The organism is Bradyrhizobium sp. ORS 375 (assembly GCF_000239775.1).
In the GTDB taxonomy this organism is placed as follows: domain Bacteria; phylum Pseudomonadota; class Alphaproteobacteria; order Rhizobiales; family Xanthobacteraceae; genus Bradyrhizobium.
The window spans coordinates 1-19,453 of sequence record NZ_CAFI01000058.1; the positions used below are offsets into that span (position 1 = coordinate 1).

11 protein-coding genes are annotated in these 19,453 nt (G+C 66.7%); 7 read left to right on the forward strand and 4 right to left on the reverse strand.

Annotated elements, in window-relative coordinates:
* Positions 1–334 precede the first annotated feature (334 nt).
* A complete protein-coding gene (locus tag BRAO375_RS05065) occupies positions 335–1,648 on the forward strand; it encodes an autotransporter outer membrane beta-barrel domain-containing protein (RefSeq protein ID WP_009026377.1) in 1,314 nt (437 codons plus the stop codon).
* Between the two features lie 74 nt (positions 1,649–1,722).
* Here BRAO375_RS05065 and BRAO375_RS05070 read toward each other — a convergent pair whose 3' ends face one another.
* Positions 1,723–2,607 (reverse strand): hypothetical protein, encoded by an 885-nt coding sequence (locus BRAO375_RS05070; RefSeq protein ID WP_009026378.1) that lies wholly within the window; start codon positions 2,605–2,607, stop codon positions 1,723–1,725.
* A 502-nt stretch (positions 2,608–3,109) separates the two neighbouring features.
* On the opposite strand from BRAO375_RS05070, the gene BRAO375_RS05075 reads away from it, so the two are divergent.
* Both BRAO375_RS05075 and BRAO375_RS05080 read left to right on the forward strand, forming a co-directional pair.
* A complete protein-coding gene (locus BRAO375_RS05075) occupies positions 3,110–5,509 on the forward strand; it encodes a membrane-bound PQQ-dependent dehydrogenase, glucose/quinate/shikimate family (RefSeq protein ID WP_009026380.1) in 2,400 nt (799 codons plus the stop codon).
* 245 nt (positions 5,510–5,754) lie between these two features.
* Positions 5,755–7,827, forward strand: a complete 2,073-nt coding sequence (locus BRAO375_RS05080) for a putative bifunctional diguanylate cyclase/phosphodiesterase (protein ID WP_035639010.1) — start codon at positions 5,755–5,757, stop codon at positions 7,825–7,827.
* Between the two features lie 208 nt (positions 7,828–8,035).
* Here the strand turns inward: BRAO375_RS05080 and BRAO375_RS05085 are convergent, their stop codons facing one another.
* Positions 8,036–9,217: a substrate-binding domain-containing protein gene (locus BRAO375_RS05085; protein WP_009026382.1), complete on the reverse strand. Its 1,182-nt coding sequence runs from the start codon at positions 9,215–9,217 to the stop codon at positions 8,036–8,038.
* A gap of 201 nt (positions 9,218–9,418) precedes the next feature.
* Between BRAO375_RS05085 and BRAO375_RS05090 the strand changes: the two genes are divergently transcribed.
* A complete protein-coding gene (locus BRAO375_RS05090) occupies positions 9,419–9,862 on the forward strand; it encodes a MarR family winged helix-turn-helix transcriptional regulator (protein WP_009026383.1) in 444 nt (147 codons plus the stop codon).
* 383 nt (positions 9,863–10,245) lie between these two features.
* Positions 10,246–12,156 (forward strand): acyl-CoA synthetase, encoded by a 1,911-nt coding sequence (locus tag BRAO375_RS05095; RefSeq protein ID WP_009026384.1) that lies wholly within the window; start codon positions 10,246–10,248, stop codon positions 12,154–12,156.
* Between the two features lie 124 nt (positions 12,157–12,280).
* Here the strand turns inward: BRAO375_RS05095 and BRAO375_RS05100 are convergent, their stop codons facing one another.
* On the reverse strand, positions 12,281–13,306 hold the full coding sequence (locus tag BRAO375_RS05100) for a glycerophosphodiester phosphodiesterase (protein ID WP_035639013.1): 1,026 nt from the start codon (positions 13,304–13,306) through the stop codon (positions 12,281–12,283).
* A 205-nt stretch (positions 13,307–13,511) separates the two neighbouring features.
* Between BRAO375_RS05100 and BRAO375_RS05105 the strand changes: the two genes are divergently transcribed.
* The gene (locus tag BRAO375_RS05105; protein ID WP_009026386.1) at positions 13,512–14,810 is read left to right on the forward strand and encodes a flavin-dependent oxidoreductase; all 1,299 of its coding nucleotides are present in this window, start codon (positions 13,512–13,514) and stop codon (positions 14,808–14,810) included.
* Between the two features lie 91 nt (positions 14,811–14,901).
* Complete coding sequence (locus BRAO375_RS05110) at positions 14,902–16,035, forward strand: glycoside hydrolase family 3 N-terminal domain-containing protein (RefSeq protein WP_009026387.1); 1,134 nt, start codon at positions 14,902–14,904, stop codon at positions 16,033–16,035.
* A 458-nt stretch (positions 16,036–16,493) separates the two neighbouring features.
* Here BRAO375_RS05110 and secA read toward each other — a convergent pair whose 3' ends face one another.
* The gene (gene secA / locus BRAO375_RS05115; RefSeq protein WP_009026388.1) at positions 16,494–19,346 is read right to left on the reverse strand and encodes a preprotein translocase subunit SecA; all 2,853 of its coding nucleotides are present in this window, start codon (positions 19,344–19,346) and stop codon (positions 16,494–16,496) included.
* Between the last annotated feature and the right edge of the window lie 107 nt (positions 19,347–19,453).

Here is a 19,453-nt window from a genome sequence, read left to right on the forward strand (position 1 = left end):
ATGAGGCGGGACGAGGGGAATAAGATCATGGTTTTCCGAAAAGGCGAAGCGGAATATTTTTGGCCGCGGGACTGGACAGGCCAAATCAGCCTGAAAGACTAGATGAATTTCGATTTTCCGCAACATCGCCCGGCATCGTTCCGCGACACCGAGCGACGCGCATGACGCCGCGATCCCACCCCGAGTCGCCCGACGAGCCATCGGGGCCGGACCGCCGGGCCGCGCGATCGACGCGCCCGATGTCTGCGTGATGCCGCGCACGGAGCGTGCGGCGGGGATCTGCGACAACGGCGGCGTCACCCGAGGTGAGGTGGCGCAACCGAGGAGAAGGACAATGGGTTTCTGGGATGATGTGAGCGACGCCGTCGGCTCGGTCGTGGACGACGTGAAGGACGCGGCCAGCGATGTGGCCCATGCGGTGGGCGGCGCGGCCTCGGCCGTGGTCCACACCGTGGAGGACGTGGCCGGCGATGCGGCGCATGCGGTGGGCAGCGTCGTGCACGGGTTGGGCGCGCTCGGCGGCGAGGCCATTCACACCGTCGGCGGCGTGCTCAGCGCGGCCGCCCATGGCGTCGAGGCGATCGGCGGCGGCGTGCTGCACACCGTCGAGGATGTCGCATCGACCGTGGCGCATGTCGGCGGCGACATCGTTCACACCGGCATCAACGTCGTCGGCGACGTCGCGTCGGGCCTCGGCCATCTCGTCCATGGCGACCTCAACGGCGTCATCAACGATGTGCAGCATATCGGCGGCCATATCGTCGATGGCGGGCTGCAGGTGGCGGGCGACGTGGCGCATGGCGCGATCAATGTCGTCGGCGATGCCGTGCACACCGCGGTCGGCGTCGGCGAGGCCGGCGTCGAGGCCGCCGGCGCGATCGGCCAGGGCGCGTTCGACATGGCCGGCACGATCGTCGGTACCGCTGCCGATGTCGGCGAGCAGGCGCTGGACGCCGCGGGCGCGGTCGTGAAGGGCGGCATTGAGGCCGGCGTGGCGGTGGCCGACGGGGCCATCGGCGTTGCCACCGATGCGGCCTCGGCCGCGGGGCACATCATCGGCGGGCCGATCGGCGAGGCGATCTCCGGCATCGCGCATGGCGCCGGTGCGGTCGGCACGGCCGTGGTCGACGGCGTCGGGCACTTCGTCGGCGAAGGCGTCGGCGGCCTGGCCGAGACCGCGGGCGACATGGCCCATTCGGTCGGTCATCAGATCGCAGCGATCGGCCAGGATCTGGGCGCGCTGGTCAACGACCTCAGCCATGGCGATCTCGGCGCTGCGATCGGCGACATCTTCAAGCTGGCGCAGGACGGCCTGCGCGGCGACGGCCTCGCGATCGCGAATGCGGGAGATGGCGGCAGCCATGGCGGCTTCTGGGACTCGATCGCCTCGGCGATCCAGCAGTCCGGCAACAGCCCGAGCGGCGAAGCCTCCGGCCTCGGCGTCGCCGGCCCGCTGCATGGCGAAGGCTCGTCGCACGGCCCGATCATCGTCGACAATTTCGGCGACCACGGCCACGGCGGCAACACCGGCATCGTTCCGCCGAACTTCGACATCGGCCACGCCGGTGGCGCGCACGACGCCCCGCATGTCGACTACAGCCATGTCGTTCAGATGGACGATTCGCATCACTTCGCGATGCATGGCTGAGCCGACCGGCGCAACGACCCGCGGTGCGCGTCACCGCGGGTTGTTCTTCAACATGCTCCCGGCGGCGCCGGCGCTCAGCGCGGCGTGGCCGACTGCACGATGGCGGACGGCGCCACGGTCTGCGCGCGGGCCTGCGGCCCATGGTCGTTCATGGCCGACAGCGCGCACAGCGCCAGCGAGCCCCAGACCGCAGCGCTGAAATACAGCGACATCCAGGCGATCTCTTCCTTCCAGTGCTCAAACTCGTGGGTGACGGTCCACTGCGTGGCGGAGTCGCGCAGGCCGACCAGCGGATGCAGCAGCGGCTTGCCGGCCGCGCGCTCGATGCGCCAGCGCTTCACGTACATCGGCACGTCGACGACGACGAGGAAGGCGAGATAGCAGGCGATGCCGATGAGGCCGGCGATCAGGAGTCCTCGCACCAGGCCGTCGAACTCCGGCAGCAGCCGGCCGAGCCCGATGCCGACGAACAGGAAGGCCACCGCCCACAGCGAGTTCTCGATCGCGTTGTAGAGGAAGTTCTTGGTGACCACCGCATACCAGGAGCAGATCTCGGCGACGACGATGATCGGCACGATGACGCGGGCCATATTGATCGCGGTCTCGGCGTCGGCGATGGCGCCGAGCTGCGCCAGGATGATCGCCCACTGCGCCGCGAAGGCGATCTCGGCGATGGTGGCCACGGTGCGGCCGACGAACACGCTCGACAGCCAGCTATCCACCAGGCAGATGCGCTGCACGTCGGCGCGCGGCAGCACCGAACGGAAGGCGCAGCCGAACACATAGGCCGCCGACAGCGCCAGCATCGCGCTGGTGTCGGACGACGGGCTGACCGCGACACCGCCGTTGAGTTCGCGATACAGGATGAACCAGAACACGATGTTGGCGAGGCTGACGAGCGTCAGCATCGCCCACCACAGGGCGACCGGGTTCGACAGGGCTCGCGACTGCGCACGCATCCGGCACTCCAATTTTCATGTGACTGACGTCAGATCGTAATAATTCCGTCATGGAGCGGCAACCCGTTCCGGCCCGGGGGGTGACAAAAGCGCGTGTGGTGGGAGACGGCGGCAGTCCGGCCAAAGACACCGTCGCCGGACGTCCGGGGCCTCATGGTCGAGACGCGCCGCGGGCTTGCACTTTCGCAATCGCGCACCGAAGGGCGCGCCGCTCCTCACCAAGCGGTTCAACAGCCGGGGCGGCACTGCACACTGGACCATCGACACACCGAGAGGCGTGTTCATGGAGAGGGTCAAAAGCCGGCGGCTTTGCACACCGCAAAATCTCGCCACGCGTTCAGACCTCATCCTGAGGAGACCGCCGGAGGCGGTCGTCTCGAAGGATGGCGACGAGCGCGCGATCCGCCGGCATCGGCAACAAGGAACTTCCGTCCCGCCCCGCCGTTCATGACGCGACTGCGGCGCCCTGCCGCGCTTCGTTCTCATCAGCCTGGAGCCGCGCATGGCCGCCGCCCGCGAGCTGCAGCGCGCGCCGCTGCTGACTTTTACCTTTATCATCGTCGGACTCATGGGCTTGGCACTGCTGGGCGGCGGCATCTGGCTCGCCGCGATCGGCGGCTCGCTGTACTACGTGATTGCCGGCGCGGCGCTGCTCGGCACGGCGTGGCTGCTGTGGCAACGGCGCGCCGCGGCGTTGTGGCTGTATGCGGCGCTGCTGCTAGGCACGATGATCTGGGCGATCTGGGAGGTCGGGCTGGACTTCTGGTCGCTGGCGCCGCGCGGCGACGTGCTGGCGCCGCTCGGAGTCTGGCTGCTGCTGCCGTTCATCACGGCGCATCTGGTCGGCGACATGCGCTCGGCGCGCTGGGGACTCATTGCCGTGCTCGCGGTCGCCGTCGTCGTGCTCGGCGCCTCGCTCCGCGGTGACCGCTTCGGCGTCAATGGCGCGCTGCCGCAGACGGCAGCTGCGACTGCAGGCACCGATACCGCGCCGGCGGAAGCGCAGGCCGACTGGACCGCCTATGGCGCCAGCAATTTCGGCACGCGCTTTTCCAGCCTGAAGCAGATCACGCCCGACAATGTGAAGACCCTTCAGCTCGCCTGGGAATTCCAGACCGGCGACCACAAGGGACCCGACGATCCCGATGAATTCACCAACGAGGTGACGCCGCTGAAGATCGGCGATCTGCTCTACACCTGCTCGCCGCACCAGATCGTATTCGCGCTGGACGCCGCGACCGGCAAGCTGCGCTGGAAATTCGACCCGAAGATCGAGCACCACAAGAATTTCCAGCACATGACCTGCCGCGGCGTCGCCTATCACGAAACCAAGCCTGGTGCTGTCGATGTGTCGGGCGGTGCGGCACCCGGCGAATGCGCCAAGCGTATCTTCCTGCCGACCGATGACGGCAGGCTGTTCGCGCTCGACGCCGACAGCGGCAAGCCGTGCGAGGGTTTTGGCGACCACGGCCAGATCGACCTCAAGGCCGGCAACGAGATCACCACGGTCGGCTTCTACGAGGGAACCTCGCCGCCTGTCGTCACCGACAAGGTCGTCATCATGGCAGGCGCCGTGATCGACAACTACTCCAACAAGGTGCCGTCGGGCGCGATCCGCGGCTTCGATGTCTACAGTGGCAAGCTGCTGTGGGCGTTCGATCCCGGCAATCCCGATCCCAACGAGATGCCGTCGGCGACGCATCATTTCACGCCCGGCTCGCCGAACGGCTGGAGCGTCGGCGCGGCCGACGAGGCGCTCGGCCTCGTCTACATCCCGCTCGGCTCGAGCTCGCCGGACATCTGGGGCGGCAACCGCTCGGCCGACAATGAGCGCTATGATTCCGCGCTGGTCGCGCTCGACATCGCCACCGGCAAGTTGCGCTGGTCGTTCCAGAACGTGCATCACGATCTCTGGGACATGGACATGCCGTCGCAGCCGAGCCTCGTCGACATGCCCGGCAAGGACGGCGTGGTGCCCGCGATCTACGTGCCGGCCAAGACCGGCAACATCTTCGTGCTCGACCGCCGCGACGGGCATCTGCTGGTCCCCGCGCCGGAGAAGCCGGTGCCGCAGGGTGCCGCGCCCGGCGATCATCTGTCGCCGACGCAGCCGTTCTCGGAGCTGAGCTTCCGTCCGCGCAAGGACTTGTCCGGCGCGCAGATGTGGGGCGCGACGATGTTCGATCAGCTGGCCTGCCGCATCAAGTTCAAGCGGCTGCGCTACGAGGGGCCGTTCACGCCGCCGTCCGAGCAGGGCACGCTGGTCTATCCCGGTGATTTCGGCATGTTCGAATGGGGCGGCATCGCCATCGATCCCGTGCGCAAGATCGCGATCGCCAATCCGCAGTCGATCCCGTTCGTGTCGCGGCTGGTGCCGCGCGGCAAGGACAATCCGGCCGCGCCGAATTCCGCGCATCCGCCGGGCACCGAGCTCGGCGTGCAGCCGATGTACGGCACGCCCTATGGCGTCGACCTCGGCATCTTCCTGTCGCCGCTCGGCATCCCCTGCATGGCGCCGCCGTGGGGAAGCCTCGCCGCCATCGACCTCAAGACCAACCAGATCGTCTGGCAGCACCGCGTCGGCACCATCCGCGATCAGGCGCCACTGCCGCTGCCGTTCAAGCTGGGCGTTCCCATGCTCGGCGGTCCGATGGTGACGGCGGGCGGTGTCGCGTTTCTCTCGGGCACGATGGACGACTACATCCGCGCCTTCGACGTCAAGGACGGCCGGCTGCTGTGGCAGGATCGGCTGCCGGCCGGCGGCCAGTCAACGCCGATGAGCTACGAAGTCGGCGGCCGGCAATACATCGTCACCGTCGACGGCGGCCATGGCTCGTTCGGCACCAAGCTCGGTGACTACGTCCGCGCCTATGCGCTGCCCGGCAATGTGGCGAGCAAGTAGTTCGGGTTCCAGCTGCGCGCAGAGTGAGGCGGCGCGTTGGTGATTTCGTCACGATGTCCCGGGTTCCCTCTGGGAAAAGCGGGGCCGCGCCGTCGGCTTTAAACACTGGCTTCCAGACCTCGTGCATGAGTAGGCGCGGGCACAGATCTTCTGCCCGCATTGACGCTTTGCTAACTGCGATTTCCGGTGTGCCAAACCGCGGGCGCATTGCGAGCGTAGCTGGCCCGCGTGAGGGTTCATTGCCGATGTTGACGATCCTGTCCTGCCTGCCCGCCGATCACGACCTGCGTTATGTCGCCGCCGCGCTGCTGGTCTGCGTGCTCGGTTCCATTCTCTCGATGCGCCTGCTCGCCCGTGTCCGCCGCAACACGGGGCTGCGCCGCTTTCATCTGCTGTTTCTCGCCGGCCTCGTCGCCGGAGGCACGGTGTGGACGACGCATTTCGCCGCGATCCTCGGCTATGACTCGCCCGGCAGCCGCTCGTTCGAGGCCGGCCTCACCTTCGCCTCGCTCGGTCTCGCCGTCGTGTTCTCCTGGCTCGGCTTCTTCGTCACCACCCGCACCCAGCGCGGCCCGCTGATCGAGATCGGCGGCGCGGTGTTCGGCTTCGGCATCGCCGCGATGCATTACACCGGCATGAGCGCGCTCAATCTCGATGGCATCAGGACCTGGCACGCGCCGGCGATCTGGCTCTCGCTCGTGCTCGCGATGGGTTTTGGCGCCGTGGCCGCCAACCGGATCGCGCGCCCGGTCACGCGCTTCTGCAAATATGGCGGCTCGCTGGCGATGGTGCTCGCGATCCTGAGCCTGCATTTCACGGGCATGGCGGCGCTCACTCTGGCGCCGATGGCCGGAATCGATGCGCCGGCGCAGGCGCTGCCCGACAGCGTGATGCTGATCAGCATCGTCACCGGCATCGGCCTGATCATGGCGATGGCGGCCTCGGCCTACATGATCGACATGCAGGCGGCGCAGGAGGCGGTGGAAGGCTATCGGCAGCTGGCGCTGCAGGACCCACTGACTGGCTTGCCGAACCGCAATGGACTCGGCCAGCGGCTGGCGCCGATGCTGAGCGAGGGGGACGAGACCGCCCATCTGGTCGTGCTCGCGATCGATCTCGACCGCTTCAAGGATATCAACGATGCGCACGGCCACGCCGCAGGCGACGCAGTGCTGAAGACGGTGGCCGAGCGTCTCGCGGCGACCTTGCAGGCCGGCGAGTACCTCGCCCGCATCGGCGGCGACGAGTTCGTCGCCATCAAGAGCGAAATCTTCGCCCGCAACGAGGCGATGAAATTCGCCGAGCGCGTGCGCGCGCAGGTGCTCGCGCCGGTCGATTGGGAGGAGCGCAGCCTGTCGGTGGGCTGCAGCATCGGCATTGCGCTCCATCCCGAGCACGGGCTCACGGCTGACGAATTGCTCACCCGCGCCGATCTCGCGATGTATCGCGCCAAGAGCCTCGGTCAGGGCAAGATCTGCACCTACGAGCCATCGATGGACGAGGCCAGCCGGCGCCGCGCCGAGCTTGCCATCGACCTGAAGCGCGCGCTGGTGCGCAACGAGTTCGAGCTGCACTACCAGGTGCAGAACGACACGCAGAGCGGCGAGATCATTGGCTTCGAGGCGCTGCTGCGCTGGAATCATCCGGTGAAGGGCCGCGTGCCGCCGAACGATTTCATTCCGATGGCCGAACAGACGGGGCTGATCGTCGATATCGGCGACTGGGTGCTGCGCACCGCCTGCGCCACTGCGGCGGGCTGGAGCCAGCCGTTCAAGGTGGCTGTCAATGTCGCGCCGATGCAGCTCAACCACGACTTGCCGAAGCGCGTCGCCGAGGTGCTGCGGGAGACAAGGCTGGCGCCGGAACGCCTCGAGATCGAGCTGACGGAGACCGGCATCATCGCCGACCGCCAGCACGCGCTACAGGTGATGCAGGCCCTGAAGGCGATCGGCGTCACCGTGGCGATGGACGATTTCGGCACCGGCTATTCGTCGCTGTCGACCCTGCAGGTGTTTCCGTTCGACAAGATCAAGGTCGACAAGAGCTTCATCCAATCGGTCGAGACCAGCGTGCATGCGGCGGCGATCGTCAAGGCGACCTTGCTGCTCGGGCGCAGCCTCAACATTCCCGTTCTGGCCGAGGGCGTCGAGACCGAGCAGCACCTCGCTTTCCTGCGCGAGGAAGGCTGCACGAGCGTACAGGGATTTTTGTTCGGCAAGCCGATGCCGCACGAGGCCATCAGCCGGATGATTCGCGATGTCGCGGTCGCGCAGACGGTTGTGGCGGAAAAGCCAGCCAAGAGCGCCGCAGCGGCGTGAAGGCAGGGGCCACCCTCCCCTGGAGGGGGAGGGTCGATCGCACGCGCAGCGGGCGAGCGGGGTGGGGTGATGTCTCCACGCGCGCCGGAGCCAGAGGAAAGATCACCCCACCCCGCCTCCCGTGCCGCTTCGCGCCACGTCAGGCGACCCTCCCCCTCCAGGGGAGGGTGGCAGCGGAACGTCTCGCCAAGCGCTCGCGCAGAGCGGCTCAGAACGTTCGAATGATCCTGAAATCCAGCCCGTCGGCGGCGGCGAGGTGCATGGCCATGCCGGCGCGGCCCTGGCGGATGGCGACGTCGCCGCGGGCGCCGGAATAGACGATGTTGCGGCCGGCGGCGGCGAGCGGGCGCAGCGCCAGCGAGCCGGCGCGCTCGGCGGCGGATTTGAGGAAGCGGAGGCCTTCGTAGTTCGACTGGCCGACCGAGCCGACCGGCGGCGCGTGGGCGCCGAACATCGCGGTGTAGCGGGTCATGAACTCGTCATTGGCCCGGGAGCCGAGGCAGTTGAAATAGCCGGAGGCGGAATACAGATTTTCGGTGTTGTCGGCACCGATGCCGAGCAGCACGGTCTCGTCGACTGCGCCAGCGAGCCGCAAGGTCGACGCGGCGAGGCCGGACTCGCCGAACGCGCGGTTGAAGGTGATGCTGTCGGTGCCGATCAGCGAGACCAGCACGACGTCGGGCTTGGCGGCGCGGATGCGCGCCAGATGCGCCTCGTGATCGTTCTCGCCGACGGGAACGAACTCCTCGCCGACGACCTGGCCGCCGGCCTCGGTGATGTACGTCTTGGTCTGAAGATGCGACTGCCACGGCCAGACATAGTCGCTGCCGATCAGGTACCAGCGCTTGGCGCCCTTGTTCTCCGCGAGCCAATGAATCGCTGGGCGGGTCTGGCTGTGCGGCGTCTCCCCGATCGCCATCACGCCGGGCGTGCGCTCGCCGCCCTCGTAGACCGGTGTGTAGACATAGGGAATGCGGCCGCGTGTCAGCCGGCGCAGCGCCAGCCTCACCGCGCTGATATGCGAGCCCATCACGACGTCGATGCCGTCAAAATCGAACGCGTCCCTGGCGCGCGCCACCACCTCATCCACCGGACCGCCGGAATCGTAGAACGACAACTCGATCTCGCGGCCGAGAATGCCGCCGCGCCGGTTGATCTCGGACACCGCGAGCAGCGCGCTGTTGGTCGCCGCCGGCCCCCAGATGCCGGGCGAGCCCGAGAAGGTGATGAAATTGCCGATGCGCAGCTTGTCGTGGCGGCCGCGCCGCGCGAAGCGATCAGGATCGAAGGGGACCGGAGACGGCAGGCCGCTCCGCTGGGGCGGGCTCCTGAACAGCAGGGATGGCGGCAGGCTGAAGCGCCCGGCCGTGACAGATCCTGTCGAGAGCACACCCACTCCTTGGCCCGCAACCGAGGTTGGCCCACTCTGGTCGGTCCAGTGTGGGCCGGCGGTCATACGCCGTCAAAATCAGCACACGTTCGGCAAATATCCTATTCGAAAATGTTGAATGTTCAAGAATTGGGATGCATATAGATCGGGCATCAACTGCCGGACATTCATTCAATTCGGGACCCCTGAGCGAAGTTTACCGTGGCCAAACCGCCAAATCCAAATACACCTCTCACCGAACATCTCGCCTATCTGCTCGCGCAGGCCAACCGGGAGATCAACCGGCAGCTGGAATCGCGCCTGAGCACGGAAGGCGTGCCCGTCGAGCAATGGCGCATTCTCAAGGTGCTGTCGGACGGCGAGGGGCATTCGATGGGCGATCTCGCCGAGGCCGTGCTGCTGAACCATCCGACCCTGACCAAGATGATCGACCGCATGGTGTCGGATTCCCTGGTCTACCGCCGCCAGGACGCACACGACCGCCGCAAGGTGCTGATGTTCATCAGCGACCGCGGCAAGGCGCTGTGCAAGCGGCTGAACTCGCTGGCGGCCAGCCAGGAGGCGCACATTCTGGAGAACTACGGCGACAAGGCGACGGGTGAGCTGAAGCGGCTGCTGGAAAACCTGATCGACGCGGCGAGCTGAGGCGCGCGGCGCTACGGCGCAGCAGACGATCAGGGCCGAACGCTATCCTCCGTCATTGCGAGCCAACGGGTGCGCGCGAAGCGCGGCCCGATGACAGGCTCCGCGAAGCAATCCAGAGTCCCGCCCACCACCCTGGATTGCTTCGCTGCGCTCGCAATGACGCGGAGATCGGAGCGGTCTTCGCGCCGCATCATGACGACTTGACCGCGCCTCGCCCCTCGCCTGCGGCAAATCGGTCGGCTGGTCCGGCAACGCCGGGATAGACGCAAGACGAATCCTCCCGCATCCTGTCCGCTCGCGATCGCGACGAACGGGCCGCAGAGCCCGCGCGCGATCACCGGCCGCATTGGCCGGACGAGGACACGACACAGGGAGGACACGCCATGACGGGCATTCATCTGCTCGATCGCGCCATCGGCAGCGATTATCCGACATTTGCCAGCACGGCTGACATTCGCGCCTTCGAGAAAGTGCCGTACGGCGAACGCATTGCCGCGCAGAGCACGTATGAGGCGTTGAAGTGCGGAGCCTCGGCCAACCCGGATACGCCGGCGATCCAGTTTCTGCAGAATGCCGACCCAGGCGATACGCCTGTGACCATCACTTATCGCGACTTCATCGCCAGGGTCACGCAGGCGGCCAACATGTTTCATGCGCTCGGCGTCGGCCCCGACGACGTCGTCAGCTTCATGCTGCCGCTGGTGCCGGAGGCGTTCATCACGCTGTTCGGCGCCGAGGCCGCGGGCATCGCCAATCCCGTCAATCCGCTGCTGGAGCCGCACCAGATCGCCGAGATCCTCGATGCCGCCAAGACCAAGGTGCTGGTGGCACTCGGCCCCCTGCCCGGCACCGACATCTGGCAGAAGGTCGAAAAGGTGCGCGGCGGCCTCAAGCACCTCAAGGCGATCGTGCAGGTCTATGGCGGTGGCGGCGATCCGGCCAACGGCATTCATGCCTTCAACGACCTGATCAAGCCGCAGCCGGGCGATCACCTCGTCAGCGGCCGGCACATCAAGGCCAGCGACACCGCGGCCTATTTCCACACCGGCGGCACCACCGGGACGCCGAAGCTGGTGCGGCACAGCCACGGCAATCAGGTCTACCAGGCCTGGGGCGTCAACCTGCTGCTGAAGGCGAAGCCCGGGGCGACGCTGCTGTTCGGCATGCCGCTGTTTCACGTCGGCGGCTCGCTGACGCAGGCGCTGCAGACGCTCTCCGCCGGCGGCAGCCTCGTGGTGCTGTCGGGTGCCGGCTGGCGCAATCCGAATGCGGTGCGCAACATCTGGGGTCTGGTGGAGCGGTTCAAGCCGCAGACGCTGTCCAGCGTGCCGACGGTGCTGGCTGCGACGCTGGCGGTGCCCCAGGGCAACGCCGACATCTCCTGCCTGCGCTATGCCGCCGGCGGCGGCTCGGCCATCCCGGTTGCGGTGGGCCAGGCCATCCAGGACAAGCTCAAGCTGCCCGTGCTCGAAGTCTACGGCATGACCGAGACGGCGAGCGTGCACACCATGGCCTATCCCGACCAGCCGATCCGGCTCGGCTCGGTCGGCCTGCCCCTGCCCTACGCCAAGGTGCGCATCGTCAAGCTCGACGGCGACGGCCGCTATGAGCGCGACTGCGCGGCGGACGAGATCGGGGTCGTCATCATGGCCGGGCCAGGCGTGTTCTCCGGCTATCTCGACGATGCCCACAACAAGGGCGCGTTTATCGACGGCCATTGGGTGAACTCGGGGGATCTCGGCCGGCTCGATGCCGACGGCTTTCTCTGGATCACCGGCCGCGCCAAGGACCTCGTCATCCGCGGCGGCCACAACATCGACCCGGCGCCGATCGAGGAGATCCTGTTCCAGCATCCGGCCGTCGGCTTCGCGGCCGTGGTCGGCCAGCCCGACGCCTACGCCGGCGAGCTGCCGATCGGCTACGTCCAGCTCAAGCCGGGCGCCTCCGTGCAGCCGGGCGAGCTGGAGGACTGGGTGCGCGCGCGCACGCCGGAGCGCGCCGCGGTGCCGGTGCAGATCATCCCGATCGATCCCATGCCGGTGACCGGCGTCGGCAAGGTGTTCAAGCCGCAGCTGCGCTGGGACGCCGCGACGCGCGTGTTCACCAAGGTGCTGTCGCAACTCACCGACCGCGGCATCGACTGCAGCGTCAAGGTCGACGCCCATGGCAGCCACGGCAGCCTCGCCACGGTGACCTTGCGGAATGTGCCCGCGGAGCAACGCGAGGCGATCGCAAACGAGGTGCACACGCTGCTGGCGCCGTTCGTGATCCGGCATGAGGTGGTGATGGGGTGAGCACACACGAGCCATGAGCGCTTCGTGGCAGAGCGTGGCACCCCAAGCTCCGGGCGTCCGGTGTCATCTCGCGCGTCTGATGTCGAAATTTGGGTTGGATGGGCTGCAAGATCATTGACCAACATCATTTCGACGGGGCGGTCTGTTTGGGGTGCAGCTTCAGCATACCCTCCAGCTTCACCACGCCTTTTTGCATGGCCACGAAGCGCAGCAGGGCCGGCTGGTCGGAGATGATGCCGTCGACGCTCATGTCGATGAGCCGCGCCATGTCTTCCGGCTTGTTGACGGTCCAGACCACGACCTGAAGCCCGAGCCCATGCGCCTCGCTGATCAGCTCAGGCGTCACCTCGGTGAAATAGGGTGACCACACCTTGCCGCCAGCGGCGTGGATCGCGCGTGGCAGCGAGCCACCATGATCGGCGGGGTTGAAGCCGGCCGTCCAGCGCGTCGCCTCGGTCAGCGACACCGTCGGCGTCTTGCCACCGACCCTGGACAAATAGACCGTGGGAATCTGTGGCGCGCGCTGCTGCACGAGTTGCAGGGTGCGCCAGTCGAACGACTGGATCATGACCCGGTCGGCGAAGTGCTCGGCCGCGATCAGATCGAGCAGCAGGCTCACGAACCGCTCCGGGTCCGGCGCTTCATTGGGGAACGCGGGATCGAGCTTGGTTTCGATGTTGAGCCGCACCTGGTCTTTGCCGGAGCGCCTGACGAGATCGATCACCTGCTTCAACGTCGGAATTCGGGGTGACGGAAAGAACTCGCCAGTGAGCACCTTTTGCTCCGGAAATTGCTTGGCATAGTCGCTATCCGGCCGGATCTGGCCGACATCGTAGGACTGCACTTCGGACAGCTGCAAATCGATCAGCAGCGGGCCGGGCGGCGCGACGTAGTTGCCGGAAGCATCGCGGGCGAGATCGGGATTGAGCCGCCGCTCATGCGAGACCACCAGCACGCCGTCGCGGGTGACGCCAACGTCGAGCTCGAGCGTGTCGACGCGAAGCGCCAGCGCGGCCGTGAAGGCCTGCAGCGTGTTCTCCGGATACAGCGCGCGGCCGCCGCGATGCGCCTCGATATCGAGGGCCACAGCCGGACTGCCGAGGCCCGCGAGCAGCAGCGCCACGCAGAGGGAGACAGATCGATGTCGCATGGCACCAGCCTACCATGGGACGGCGGATTGCCCATTCCTCTTGTCTCCACTGGCCTTCTGAACTAGGCCTTTTCCATCAGACCGGCAGCGAATGCCGGTCGTGGATCGAGGGGAGGCGATCCGCGCGCGCTGCATACCGCGTCCGCATCCCCTTGGTCTTTCTTCGAATCTTGTTCCCCGAGTTCACGCGCGACGGACCATGCCCATGACCGACCTTCCTGTGATCATTGCCGGCGGCGGCATTGGCGGCCTCGCGACGGCGCTGACCCTGCAGCAGATCGGCGTGCCCTGCCTGGTCTATGAGAGCGTGCGCGAGATGCGCCCGCTGGGCGTCGGCATCAATCTGCAGCCCAACGCGGTGCGCGAGCTGTACGACCTCGGCATCGGGCCTGATGATCTCGACCAGGTCGGCGTGCCCGCGCAGGAATGGGCGCTGGTCGGGCTCAACGGCAACGACATCTATTCCGAGCCGCGCGGGCTTGGAGCCGGCTACAACTGGCCGCAATATGCCGTGCATCGCGGCAAGCTGCACATGCTGCTGTACAGCCGGCTGGTGCAGCGTGCAGGCGCACAGACTGTGCGGCTCGGCAGTCGCGTGAGCGGTTATGAGAAGAACGCGGACGGCACGGTGACGGCCTGCATCGAGCATGCCGATGGCTCGCGCTCCGAGCAGCGCGGGCGGCTCCTGATCGGGGCCGACGGCATCCACTCGGCGGTGCGCGCGCAGATGCATCCGTCGCAACCCCCGATCCACTGGGGCGGCGCCGTGATGTGGCGCGGCGTCACCTGGGCGAAGCCGATGCGGACGGGATCATCCTTCGTCGGTCTTGGTACCCACCGCCACCGCGTCGTCGTCTATCCGATCTCGCATCCCGATCCCAAGACCGGCCTGGCGCTGATCAACTGGATCGCCGAGGTGACGATGGACAACACCGAGGGCTGGAAGCAGACCGGCTGGTTCCGCCAGGTGCCGACAGCTGAGTTCGCGCATCATTTCGCCGGCTGGACCTATGACTGGCTCGACGTCCCCGCTTTGATCGCCGGTGCCGACGGCGCCTATGAGAACCCGATGATCGACCGCGATCCGGTCTCGACCTGGGTCGACGGCCCGGTCGCGCTGATGGGCGACGCCGCGCATGCGATGTATCCGACCGGCTCGAACGGCGCGAGCCAGGCGATCGTCGATGCCCGCGTGCTCGGCACGTGCCTGCTCGCGCACGGCGTGACACCGGCCGCGCTCGCCGCCTATGACGAGAAACTGTGCGGCCCGATTTCGGCTGTCATCCTGCGCAACCGCGGCGCCGGCCCGTTCGGCCTGCTCAATCTGGTCGACGAGCGCTGCGGCGGCACCTTCACGAACATCGACGAAGTGATCCCGCCGGCCGAGCGCGACGCCTTCATGGCGGGATACAAGAAGGCCGCGGGCTTTGCGATCGAGCAGCTGAACACAGCGCCGCGGACGATCCCGGAAGGGGCGCGCATCGACAGCATGGCCGCGATCTGAGCCCCTTTCGGCGGCGTGATCTGAACCGGTGTAGACGAGCCAGTCGCCCAACAGGCCTCCGGGGACCGCCATGCTCCGACGATTAAGCCGATTGTCCCTGGTCCTCGCATTCTTGCTGCTGTCGGACCAGGCCGGCCTCGCTGCAGGCTGCAGCGACACGGCGGCAACGTCTCGGCTCGTCGGCCCGATGATCATGGCCGGCTTCTTTGGGACCAGGACGTCGGATCCTGGATTTCAGCAGGTCATGTCCGATCTCGAGGAGGGGCTGAGCGGCGGGGTCGTCATTCTCGGCCGCAATGTCGGAACGCGAGATGATCTCGTCGGGATGATCGATCGGATCCGGTCCTGCAAATGCGCGGCCCCTCCCTTCATCGCCATCGACGATGAAGGCGGCACGGTGGAGCGGCTCGGACCCAACATCGGCCTTGCTGCGACGCCTTCGGCGGCGGAGATCGCCCGCGGCTCCGTCGCGGCGGCGCGCACGTCTTATGCAGCGCTCGCGGCGAAGCTCGCAGCGCTGCACATCAACATGAACCTCGCGCCGGTGGTCGACCTCAACACCAATCCCGCGAACCCGATCATCGGCCAGCGGCAACGCAGCTATGGCAACGAGCCCGACACCGTCGTGCGCTATGCGGCGGCCTTCATCCAGGCGCACCGCAAGCAGGGCATTTTGACGGTGCTGAAGCATTTCCCGGGTCATGGATCGTCCACCGCCGACAGCCACGCCGGCATCGCCGACGTCACCACGACCTGGTCACCGGCGGAATTGAAGCCGTACAGCCGCCTGATGCGGCGGGGGCTGGCCGACGCGATCATGGTCGGACATCTCGCTCATGAACGTCGGTGGGGCGGCGTCGCCACCCAGAACAGCGGGCATGCGATCGATCGGCTCCTGCGCCGTGAGCTCGGCTATGACGGCGTGGTCATGACCGATGATCTCGCCATGAAGGCCATTCTCGACGCCAAGCCGCCGGCCACCGCCGCCGTCGACGCGGTCAAGGCAGGCGCTGACATCATCATGTTCACGAAGTTGAGCGAAGACGACCAGACATCCGATGTCGGCCGCGAGATCAACGGCGCGCTGACCGCAGCCGTCTGCTCTGGTGAGCTCAAGGCCGGCGCACTGCAACGTTCCGTCGCGCGGATTCAAAAGTGGAGGTCGGGCTGGGCGCAGAACGGCCACAAGAAGGTGCAGCGCCGCGCAGACGCTATGTGGCGCTGACCTCCCGCCCCCTAGTCCCAGCGGGAATGAGGCGAGATGCTGGAGCGATCAGCGTGCCTCACCATGGGGACCGGTGGTTCTGGATCCCGGCATTCGCCGGGACGACAGCGGAGTGTGCCGAGATCTCAGCCAACGAACGCTATCGTCATGCGTTCGGAGATGATCCGTGGAGGGTGTGCCGCGATCGCGCCAAGCAAATGGTGTCGTCCCCGCGAACGCGGGGACCCGTAACCACCAGCGGATGTGAGGAGGCAAGCTGGAGCGACCAGCCAGCCTCCTCATGTCATCCTGTGGCTATGGGTCCCTGCGTTCGCAGGGACGACAGCGGTGGTCTTTGGGGCGCACCTCTATCAACCGCGCCATTGCGAGCGCAGCGAAGCAATCCAGAGTCGTTGGCTGGACTCTGGATTGCTTCGCTTACGCTCGCAATGACGATGGAGAGACTACCGGACCCGCGCTTACGCGTATCGGCCGTGGCAGTGCTTGTACTTCTTGCCGCTGCCGCAGGGGCAGTCCTCGTTGCGGCCGACCTTGCCCCAGGTGGTGGGATCGTTCGGGTTGCGCGCCTCGGCCGGGACCGGGGCGGCGCCGGACGACGGCACCAGGGAGACGTTGGCGAAGGCCATCTCGTCCTCGCCGGTGTTGGGATCGGCGTGATGCGCCTGCATCGGCGGCAGCACCGGCTGCTGCTCTTCCGGCGGCACGATCTCGACGCGCATCAGTTGCGCCGTCACCGCCTCGCGCAAGTGAGCGATCATCGCCTCGAACAGCGTGAAGGCTTCCGACTTGTACTCCTGCAACGGATCGCGCTGGCCGTAGCCGCGCAGGCCGATGACCTGGCGCAGATGGTCGAGCATGATGAGGTGCTCGCGCCAGAGGTGGTCGAGCGTCTGCAGCAGGATCGTCTTCTCGACGTAGCGCATCACGTCGGGGCCCCATTGCGCGACCTTGGCGGCCATGCGCTCGTCGGCATGGGTCTCGATGCGCTTGAGCAGCTCCTCGTCGGCGATGCCCTCTTCCTTGGCCCAGTCCTCCACCGGCAGATCGAGGTCGAGCACGCGCTTCAGCTCGTCCTTCAGGCCGACCACGTCCCACTGCTCGGCATAGGCATGCTCAGGCACGTGCTTGCTGACGAGGTCGTCGATGAAGGCGTGGCGCATGTCGGTGATGGTCTCGACCACGCTCTCGTCCTGCATCAGCTCGACGCGCTGGTCGAAGATCACCTTGCGCTGGTCGTTCTGGACGTTGTCGAACTTGAGCAGGTTCTTGCGGATGTCGAAGTTGCGCGCCTCGACCTTCTGCTGCGCCTTCTCCAACGCCTTGTTGATCCAGGGATGGATGATGGCCTCGCCTTCCTTGAGGCCGAGGCGGGTCAGCATGCTGTCGAGCCGGTCGGACCCGAAGATGCGCATCAGATCATCTTCGAGCGACAGGAAGAACTTCGAGCGGCCGGGGTCGCCCTGGCGGCCGGAGCGGCCGCGCAGCTGGTTGTCGATGCGGCGGGATTCGTGGCGCTCGGAGCCGATGATGTAGAGACCGCCTGGCTTGGTCACGGTCTTCGCGGGCTTCGAGCCCTTGGCCGGCTCGATCTCGACGGTCTCCTCGGCCTTCAGCACGATCTCGCGGAAGCGGGCGATGTCGGCCTTGATCTGCTCGATCTTGGCGGCCTTCTCGGCCTCGTCGGTGATCCCAGTGGTCTCCTGCTGGATGCGCATTTCCAAGGAGCCACCGAGCTTGATGTCGGTACCACGGCCGGCCATGTTGGTCGCGATCGTGATCGCGCCGGGCACGCCGGCCTCGGCGACGATGTAGGCCTCCTGCTCGTGGAAGCGCGCGTTCAGCACCGCGAACAGCTTTGCAGGCTTGCCGGCGCGGGCGGCAGCATAGAGCTTGTCGAGCGCGCGCTCGCTGCCGAAATCGATCTGCTTGTAGCCGTGCTGCTTCAGATAGGCGGCCAGCACCTCGGACTTCTCGATCGACGCGGTGCCGACCAGCACCGGCTGCAGGCGCGAATTGGCGCGCTCGATCTCGGCGAGGATCGCGGCGTATTTCTCCTGCTGGGTGCGGTAGACCTCGTCGTCCTCGTCGAGACGCGCGACCGGCAAATTGGTCGGGATCTCCACCACCTCGAGCTTGTAGATGTCGAACAGCTCGTCAGCCTCGGTTGCGGCCGTGCCGGTCATGCCGGCGAGCTTCTCATACATGCGGAAGTAGTTCTGGAAGGTGATCGAGGCCAGCGTCTGGTTCTCGGGCTGCACCGGCTGGTGCTCCTTGGCCTCGAGCGCCTGGTGCAGGCCTTCAGAATAGCGCCGGCCCGGCATCATGCGGCCGGTGAACTCGTCGATGATGACGACCTCGCCGTCGCGGACGATGTAGTCCTTGTCGCGGGTGAACAGCGTGTGGGCGCGCAGCGCCTGGTTGATGTGGTGCACGACGGAGACGTTCTCGACGTCGTACAGCGACTCGCCCTTGAGCTGGCCGGCATCGCGCAGCAGGGTCTCGATCTTCTCCATGCCGGCTTCGGTGAGCGTGACCGTGCGCTGCTTCTCGTCGACCTCGTAGTCGGTCTTGTCGAGCTTCGGCACGAAGGTGTCGATGGTGTTGTAGAAATCCGAGCGGTCGTCGAGCGGGCCGGAGATGATCAGCGGCGTGCGCGCCTCGTCGATCAGGATCGAGTCGACCTCGTCGACGATGGCGAAGAAGTGGCCGCGCTGGACCATCTCCTCCAGCCGGTACTTCATGTTGTCGCGCAGATAGTCGAAGCCGTATTCGTTGTTGGTGCCGTAGGTGATGTCGCAGGCATAGGCGGCCTTGCGCTCGGCGTCGTCGAGGCCGTGCACGATCACGCCCGTGGTCAGGCCGAGGAAGCCGTAGATCTGGCTCATCCAGCCGGCGTCGCGGCGGGCCAGGTAATCGTTCACCGTCACGACGTGGACGCCCTTGCCGGCGAGCGCGTTGAGGTAGACAGCGAGCGTCGCGACCAGCGTCTTGCCTTCGCCGGTCTTCATCTCGGCGATGTCGCCCTCGTGCAGCACCATGCCGCCGATCAGCTGGACGTCGAAATGGCGCTGCCCGAGGGTGCGCTTGGAGGCCTCGCGGACGGTGGCAAAGGCCGGGACCAGGAGGTCGTCGAGCGTCTTGCCGTCGGCGAGCTGCTTCTTGAACTCCTCGGTGCGCGCCTTGAGCTGCTCGTCGGTCAGCTTGGCAAGCTCCGGCTCCAGCGCGTTGATCGCGTTGACCCGGGACTGGTAGCCCTTGACGCGGCGGTCGTTGGATGAGCCGAAAAGCTTACGGGCGAGCGCGCCGATCATTGCTGAAATCCTGCCTCTGTGGGTCTGCGTAGCAGCCGTAACTCATGGTTTGGGTTTGCTGTTCCCGGCGTGATGCACCGCAGCACCCGCGCCAGGCTCGAACGTCG

Coding starts and splice junctions, on each gene's coding strand:
- BRAO375_RS05065 (WP_009026377.1), top strand. CDS start 335: ATGGGTTTCTGGGATGATGTGAGCGACGCCGTCGGCTCGGTCGTGGAC.
- BRAO375_RS05070 (WP_009026378.1), bottom strand. CDS start 2,607: ATGCGTGCGCAGTCGCGAGCCCTGTCGAACCCGGTCGCCCTGTGGTGG.
- BRAO375_RS05075 (WP_009026380.1), top strand. CDS start 3,110: ATGGCCGCCGCCCGCGAGCTGCAGCGCGCGCCGCTGCTGACTTTTACC.
- BRAO375_RS05080 (WP_035639010.1), top strand. CDS start 5,755: ATGTTGACGATCCTGTCCTGCCTGCCCGCCGATCACGACCTGCGTTAT.
- BRAO375_RS05095 (WP_009026384.1), top strand. CDS start 10,246: ATGACGGGCATTCATCTGCTCGATCGCGCCATCGGCAGCGATTATCCG.
- BRAO375_RS05100 (WP_035639013.1), bottom strand. CDS start 13,306: ATGCGACATCGATCTGTCTCCCTCTGCGTGGCGCTGCTGCTCGCGGGC.
- BRAO375_RS05105 (WP_009026386.1), top strand. CDS start 13,512: ATGACCGACCTTCCTGTGATCATTGCCGGCGGCGGCATTGGCGGCCTC.
- secA (WP_009026388.1), bottom strand. CDS start 19,346: ATGATCGGCGCGCTCGCCCGTAAGCTTTTCGGCTCATCCAACGACCGC.